Origin of the sequence: Pseudomonas sp. P7779 (assembly GCF_013386315.1) — a bacterium.
GTDB lineage: Bacteria > Pseudomonadota > Gammaproteobacteria > Pseudomonadales > Pseudomonadaceae > Aquipseudomonas.
The window spans coordinates 1-1,795 of sequence record NZ_JACARZ010000185.1; the positions used below are offsets into that span (position 1 = coordinate 1).

1 protein-coding gene is annotated in these 1,795 nt (G+C 63.1%); it reads left to right on the top strand.

The window, feature by feature from the left end:
- Positions 1 to 173: 173 nt before the first annotated feature.
- Positions 174 to 1,795, top strand: a 1,622-nt coding sequence (hutU, locus tag HX869_RS30980) for a urocanate hydratase (protein WP_087692916.1), incomplete at its 3' end; no start/stop codon positions are given.

Sequence of the window (1,795 nt, forward strand, 5' to 3'; positions counted from 1 at the left end):
CCGCGCAACTCAGGTGTTTCAGCGCCTTACAGGCCTCTCTGTTCAACGACGCGTCGAGTTGGCAACAACCTTGCATATGCTTGTATGTACAAGTAAAGATGTGTGCGTAAGAGTCCATGAACTTCCTCTTCGCACCCATCAATGTTCGCGCATTGATCGTTGAGGATTTTTTTGTGACCAAGCCTACCCAATACCGTGACGTTGAAATCCGTGCCGCACGCGGCAACACGCTGACCGCCAAAAGCTGGCTGACTGAAGCGCCGCTGCGCATGTTGATGAACAACCTCGACCCGCAGGTTGCCGAAAATCCGAAAGAACTGGTGGTGTACGGCGGTATCGGCCGTGCGGCACGTAACTGGGAATGCTACGACAAGATCGTCGAAAGCCTGACCAACCTCAACGACGACGAAACCCTGCTGGTGCAATCCGGCAAACCCGTCGGCGTGTTCAAGACCCACAGCAACGCCCCGCGCGTGCTGATCGCCAACTCCAACCTGGTACCGCACTGGGCGAGCTGGGAGCATTTCAACGAACTGGATGCCAAGGGCCTGGCCATGTACGGCCAGATGACCGCCGGCAGCTGGATCTACATCGGCAGCCAGGGCATCGTGCAGGGCACCTACGAAACCTTCGTCGAAGCCGGTCGCCAGCACTACAACGATGACCTCAAGGGCCGTTGGGTCCTGACCGCCGGCCTCGGCGGCATGGGCGGCGCCCAGCCACTGGCCGCGACCCTGGCCGGTGCCTGCTCGCTGAACATCGAATGCCAGCAGGTCAGCATCGACTTCCGCCTGAGCAGCCGCTACGTCGACGAACAAGCCACCGACCTCGACGACGCCCTGGCGCGCATCGACAAATACACCAAGGCCGGCCAGGCGATCTCCATCGCGTTGCTGGGCAACGCGGCGGAAATCCTGCCGGAGTTGGTGAAGCGCGGCGTGCGCCCGGACATGGTCACCGACCAGACCAGCGCCCACGACCCGCTCAACGGCTACCTGCCCGCCGGCTGGACCTGGGACGAATACCGCGCCCGCGCCAAGACCGAACCGGCCGAAGTGATCAAGGCCGCCAAGCAGTCGATGGCCGTGCACGTCAAGGCCATGCTCGAGTTCCAGAAACAAGGCATCCCGACGTTCGACTACGGCAACAACATCCGTCAGATGGCGCAAGAAGTGGGCGTGGAAAACGCCTTCGACTTCCCGGGTTTCGTCCCGGCCTACATCCGTCCGTTGTTCTGCCGTGGCATCGGCCCGTTCCGTTGGGCTGCGCTGTCGGGCGACCCGCAAGACATCTACAAGACCGACGCCAAAGTCAAAGAGCTGATCCCGGACGACGCGCACCTGCACAACTGGCTGGACATGGCCCGCGAGCGCATCAGCTTCCAGGGCCTGCCGGCACGTATCTGCTGGGTTGGCCTGGGCCAGCGCGCCAAGCTCGGCCTGGCATTCAACGAAATGGTGCGCAGCGGCGAGCTGTCGGCACCCATCGTGATCGGCCGCGACCACCTGGACTCCGGCTCGGTGGCCAGCCCCAACCGTGAAACCGAATCGATGCAGGACGGTTCCGACGCCGTGTCCGACTGGCCACTGCTCAACGCCTTGCTCAACACCGCCAGCGGCGCGACCTGGGTTTCGTTGCACCACGGCGGCGGCGTCGGCATGGGCTTCTCCCAGCACTCGGGCATGGTGATTGTCTGCGACGGTACCGACGAAGCCGCCGAGCGTATCGCGCGCGTGCTGCACAACGACCCGGCGACCGGCGTGATGCGTCATGCGGATGCGGGCTACCAGATCGC